The organism is Streptomyces thermovulgaris, assembly GCF_002155915.1.
GTDB lineage: Bacteria > Actinomycetota > Actinomycetes > Streptomycetales > Streptomycetaceae > Streptomyces > Streptomyces thermovulgaris.
On sequence record NZ_MUME01000261.1, the window covers coordinates 1 to 5,158 of the forward strand.

Below are 5,158 nucleotides of genomic sequence, written 5' to 3' on the forward strand. Positions count from 1 at the left end.
CGCCGGTTCCCCGCCGGGCCGCCCGCGCCCCGCGCCCCGGATCCCCGGGGCGCTCATGACCATCCCCCGCCCAAGGCCGTGCCGCCCGTCGCGCCGAGGACCGCGCGTTCGTGGTCCGCCCGGCGCCACATCTCGTCCAGCGCCGCGCCGCGGGGCACGGCGACGGCCGTCCAGCCGGCCTCGCGCAGAAGGCGCAGACGCTCCTCGGCGGGGTCGTCCGGGGCGGGGGCGCCGGCCGGCTCGTGGGACCAGGCCGCGCCGGACAGGACGAACGCGACCGCCGCGCCGCTGTGCCGGCGCATCCGGGCGACCACCGCGGCCTGGACCTCGTCCAGGTCGCCGAGGAAGGCGACCAGCAGTCCCTCCGTGCCGCCCTGCAGGCCGCCCCGCAGCGCGTCGAGGGCGCGGGACAGACCCGCCCCGTCCGAGTGGTCGATCACCGCGAGGGCGTCCAGCAGCAGCCCGGCCGCGTCCGCCGACTCCTGGCCGGCCCCCGTGAAGCCGTCGAGGGTCCCGTCGGGCACCGGGCTGCCGGTGTCGGTCAGCAGCCGCACCGAGTAGCCCCGCTCCAGCATGTGCACCAGCACGGAGGCCGCGCCGGACACCGCCCACTCGAAGGCCGAGTCGGGGCCGGAGCCCCGGTAGGCGAGCTCCCGGGTGTCGAGCAGCACCGTGCAGCGGGCCCGCTGCGGCTGCTCCTCGCGGCGCACCATCAGCTCGCCGTGGCGGGCGGTGGAGCGCCAGTGCACCCGGCGCAGGTCGTCGCCGTAGCGGTAGCCGCGCGGGATGATGTCGTCCTCGCCGGCCAGCACCGGCGAGCGCTGCCGCCCGTCGCCGTACCCCTTGGACTCGCCGCTCAGCCGCACCGGCGCCAGCGGCTCCACGCGCGGCACGACGGTGAGGGTGTCGTAGGCCGAGAAGGACCGGGTCAGCTCGCACATCCCGAACGGGTCGCTCAGCCGCAGTTGCAGCGGGCCCAGCGGATAGCGGCCCCGCAGGTCGGAGCGGACCCGGTAGGACACCTCGCGGCGCCCGCCCGGCTCGACCCGGTCGAGCACGAAGCGGGGCCGCGGCCCGAGCACGTACGCCACCCGGTCCTCGAGCATCAGCAGCCCCGTGGGCAGCCGGGAGACGTTGTCCACGCGCAGGTGCACACGGGCCTCGCCGCCGGCGGGCACGCGCGCGGGGGAGAGCCGGCGGCTGCCGGCCACCCGGTAGCGGGTGCGGTACAGCACGGTCGCGCAGACCAGCGGGAGGGCGGCGAGCAGCAGACCGATCCGCAGCAGATCGAGCTGGCCGAGGACGTAGGCGCAGAGGGCGGCGGCGATCCCGGCGGCCAGGAAGGAGCGTCCCCGGGTGGTCAGGCCGGCCAGCGCGGTGCGGACACCGCCCCGCCCCTCCCGGTCGTTCTCCGCGTGCGCGGCCCCCGCACGGGTCATCACAGCCTCCGGGGCGTGTGCCGGTCGTACGCCGGTGCGCCGCGGCCCGGGCCGAAGCCTCCGGACTGCCCGGGCCCCGCGGGCACCGGGGTGTTCTGCAGGATCTCCTGGACGACCTGCTCGGCGGTGCGGCGGTTGAGCTGGGCCTGGGCGGTGGGCAGCAGCCGGTGGGCCAGAACGGCCACGGCGAGCGCCTGGACGTCGTCGGGCAGTGCGTACTCCCGGCCGTCCAGCGCGGCGGACGCCTTCGCCGCGCGCAGCAGGTGCAGGGTCGCGCGCGGCGAGGCGCCGAGTCTGAGGTCGGGGTGGGTGCGGGTGGCGGCGACCAGGTCCACCACATAGCGCCGCACGCTCTCGGCGACGTGCACCTCGCGCACCGCCTCGATCAGCTTGACGATCTCGTGCGCGTGCGCGACCGGCTGGAGGCCGTCCAGGGGGTTCACCCCGCCGTGCACGTCCAGCATCCGCAGCTCGGCGTCCGGGTTCGGATAGCCGATGGACACCCGGGCCATGAACCGGTCGCGCTGGGCCTCGGGCAGCGGGTAGGTGCCCTCCATCTCGACCGGGTTCTGCGTGGCCACCACCATGAACGGCGCGGGCAGTTCATAGGTCTGCCCGTCGATGGTGACCTGCCGTTCCTCCATGGACTCCAGCAGGGCCGACTGGGTCTTGGGCGAGGCGCGGTTGATCTCGTCGCCGATCACGATCTGCGCGAAGACGGCGCCCGGCTTGAACTCGAAGTCCCGGCGCTGCTGGTCCCAGATGGACACCCCGGTGATGTCCGAGGGCAGCAGGTCGGGAGTGAACTGGATGCGCCGCACCGAACAGTCGATGGACCGTGCCAGCGCCTTGGCGAGCATCGTCTTGCCCACTCCGGGAACGTCCTCGATCAGAAGATGCCCCTCGGCGAGCAGTACGGTCAGCGAAAGCCGTACGACCTCGGGCTTGCCCTCGATCACTCCCTCCACCGAACTGCGCACCCGTTCGACGACGGAGGTCAGATCGTCCCCCGCTCCCGATTCCGCCCGAGCGGGGACACCCCCCTGGCTCGCTCGCTCGTCATAGGTCGTCACCCGGCCCTCCTCGGCCTTTCCCCAAGCCCTCTGCCGAGCAGGGGGATACCCCAGAAACCTCCGGGCCGGTTCCTCGCTGCGCGGTCCGGCCCGCTCCCTGTCACGGCCGCTTCGCGAACGGATTCCGCGGGCGGCCACATCCCGCATTCTTGCCGCCGTTACCGATTCGTGTCACTCGCCTCCGGACAACTGGCCACGACAAGTCGGCTCTTGCGGCCTTCCGCCGGTGAGGGCCCTCCGCCGGCGGCGGAGGCGCGGCACGCACCGGACGCCGGGGCGCGGGCGGCGGTCAGGCGGGGTCGATCTCGCGCAGCAGACCCGTCCTGACGTCGAAGACGAAGCCGCGCACGTCGTCGGTGTACAGCAGGAACGGCGAGGTGCGCACGCGCCGCATCGACTGCCGCACGTCCTGCTCGACGTCCCGGAAGGCCTCCACGGCCCAGGCCGGACGCTGTCCGACCTCCATCTCCAGCTCGTGCCGGAAGTCCTCGGTGAGGGACTCCAGGCCGCAGTTGGTGTGGTGGATGAGCACGATGCTGCGGGTGCCGAGGGCGCGCTGGCTGATGGTCAGCGAGCGGATGACGTCGTCGGTGACCACGCCGCCCGCGTTGCGGATGGTGTGGCAGTCACCGAGCTCCAGGCCGAGCGCGGCGTGCAGATCGAGACGGGCGTCCATGCAGGCCACGATCGCGACGCGCAGCACGGGCCGGGCGTCCATCCCCGGGTCGGTGAACGCCGCGGCATAGCGCAGGTTGGCCTCCACGAGACGGTCGGTGACCGTGCCTGCCGCCATGTCCTCCATGGCGTCCTCGTCCCCGGAAGGGACCGGTGCGGATGTCGTCATAGGCACGACGGTACTGGCCGTGCCCGCCGCAGTCCTGCGGTGGGAGCGGACAAAGAATCCCATCGTGGCCGGTTGTGAGTGACCCCACACAGACGGAAAATTCTGTCCGCACGGGTGAATCTCCGTGAATTCCGGTGTCACCGGCACTCTGTCGTGCGACGCGCAGGCCGATTGATTGACCGCGAGACAGGGTGGACTAAAGTGACGCGAAGCGGGAGGCGTGGTTCTCCCTGCTGGACTGCATTTTCCAGGGCCCCGGCCCGAGGGCCGGCGGTCCGACACGTGCGCGGCGCGTACGTACGGCTCGGCCTCCTCCCGCTTCCGGTCGGCCGACGCTTCCGGCGCCGGCAGGCTTTTCGTTCCTGAGCGGCGGGGGACCCGGCGGTGCGTGCGGGATGCGCCGAGGCTGAGAGGGTCCCGAAAAAATGAATGGGCGCGAAGCGCTTCCGCACAAGGGCGGCGACGGGCGACGGGGGAGCGAGGGCCGGCACGTCCCCGTGATGCTCCAGCGGTGCCTGGAGCTGCTGGCGCCCGCGCTCCAGGAGCCGGGAGCGGTGGTCGTCGACTGCACCCTCGGCCTCGGAGGGCACAGCGAGGCGCTGCTCACCCGCTTCCCCGGAGTGCGGCTCGTGGCCCTGGACCGGGACAAGGAGGCGCTGCGGTTGTCCGGCGAGCGGCTGGCCCCCTTCGGCGAGCGGGCCACCCTGGTGCACGCCGTCTACGACGAGCTGCCCGACGTGCTCGGCCGGCTGGGCATCGCGCGCGTGCGGGGCGTCCTGTTCGACCTCGGGGTCTCCTCCATGCAACTGGACGAGGCCGAACGCGGCTTCGCCTACGCCCAGGACGCGCCCCTGGACATGCGCATGGACCAGAGCACCGGCATCAGCGCCGCCGAGGTCCTCAACACCTACCCGCCCGGGGAACTGGTGCGCATCCTGCGGACGTACGGCGAGGAGAAGCAGGCCAAGCGGATCGTGGCCGCGATCGTGCGCGAGCGGGAGAAGGAGCCGATCACCCGCAGCGCCCGGCTGGTGGAGCTCATCCGTGACGCGCTGCCGCAGGCCGCCAAGCGCACCGGCGGCAACCCGGCCAAGCGCACGTTCCAGGCGCTGCGCATCGAGGTCAACGGCGAACTCGCCGCTCTGGAGCGGGCGATCCCGGCCGCGGTGAAGGCGCTCGACGTCGGCGGTCGGATCGCCGTACTGTCATACCACTCACTCGAAGACCGCCTGGTCAAGCAGGTGTTGGCAGCCGGTGCCGCACCGAGTGCGCCCCCCGGGCTTCCGGTCGTGCCCGAGCGTTACCAGCCCCGGCTCAAGCTGCTCACGCGCGGTGCCGAACTTCCCACCGAGGAGGAGATCGCCGAGAACCGCAGGGCGGCACCGGCCCGGCTGCGCGCCGCCGAGCGCATCAGGGAGGACGTCGAGTGAGGCAGGGGGGACCCTTGAGCAGAAGACCCGAACTGAGGGGGCGTGCCGCCCGGCTCGCCCGGCTCTTTCCGCCGCACCGCAACCAGGCCGCCCGCACGCCCTTCGTCCTCCTGGTCGTCCTGCTGCTCGGCGGGGGCCTCATCGCGCTGCTGATGCTGAACTCCGCGCTCAGCGAGGGCGCGTTCCGGCGGGAGGACCTGCGCAAGGAGACCAAGAACCTCACCGACGAGGAACAGGCCCTGCAACGGGACATCGACGCCTACTCCGCCCCGGACGCCCTTCAGCGCCGTGCGCGGGAACTCGGCATGGTCCCCGGCGGAGACCCCGTCTTCCTGGCGCCCGACGGCACGGTGAAGGGCGTCCGGGGCGGAG

At 73.1% G+C, this 5,158-nt stretch carries 5 protein-coding genes; 2 read left to right on the forward strand and 3 right to left on the reverse strand.

Annotated features, from left to right (window positions below; translation table 11 throughout):
* Window positions 1-53: 53 nt before the first annotated feature.
* From CCN35_RS19955 to CCN35_RS19965, 3 genes are all read right to left on the reverse strand, one after another.
* Window positions 54-1,439, reverse strand: coding sequence for a DUF58 domain-containing protein (locus CCN35_RS19955; RefSeq protein ID WP_067392788.1), 1,386 nt, complete (start codon window positions 1,437-1,439; stop codon window positions 54-56).
* Window positions 1,439-2,512: an AAA family ATPase gene (locus tag CCN35_RS19960; protein ID WP_067392792.1), complete on the reverse strand. Its 1,074-nt coding sequence runs from the start codon at window positions 2,510-2,512 to the stop codon at window positions 1,439-1,441. The genes CCN35_RS19955 and CCN35_RS19960 overlap by 1 nt, the downstream gene beginning before the upstream one ends.
* Before the next feature lie 289 nt (window positions 2,513-2,801).
* Window positions 2,802-3,356: a beta-class carbonic anhydrase gene (locus CCN35_RS19965; RefSeq protein ID WP_086793783.1), complete on the reverse strand. Its 555-nt coding sequence runs from the start codon at window positions 3,354-3,356 to the stop codon at window positions 2,802-2,804.
* Window positions 3,357-3,781: 425 nt separating this feature from the next.
* On the opposite strand from CCN35_RS19965, the gene rsmH reads away from it, so the two are divergent.
* Window positions 3,782-4,786, forward strand: a complete 1,005-nt coding sequence (gene rsmH, locus CCN35_RS19970) for a 16S rRNA (cytosine(1402)-N(4))-methyltransferase RsmH (protein WP_086793785.1) — start codon at window positions 3,782-3,784, stop codon at window positions 4,784-4,786.
* 14 nt (window positions 4,787-4,800) lie between these two features.
* Window positions 4,801-5,158 (forward strand): cell division protein FtsL (ftsL, locus tag CCN35_RS19975; RefSeq protein WP_211285555.1); only part of this gene is annotated, 358 nt, incomplete at its 3' end.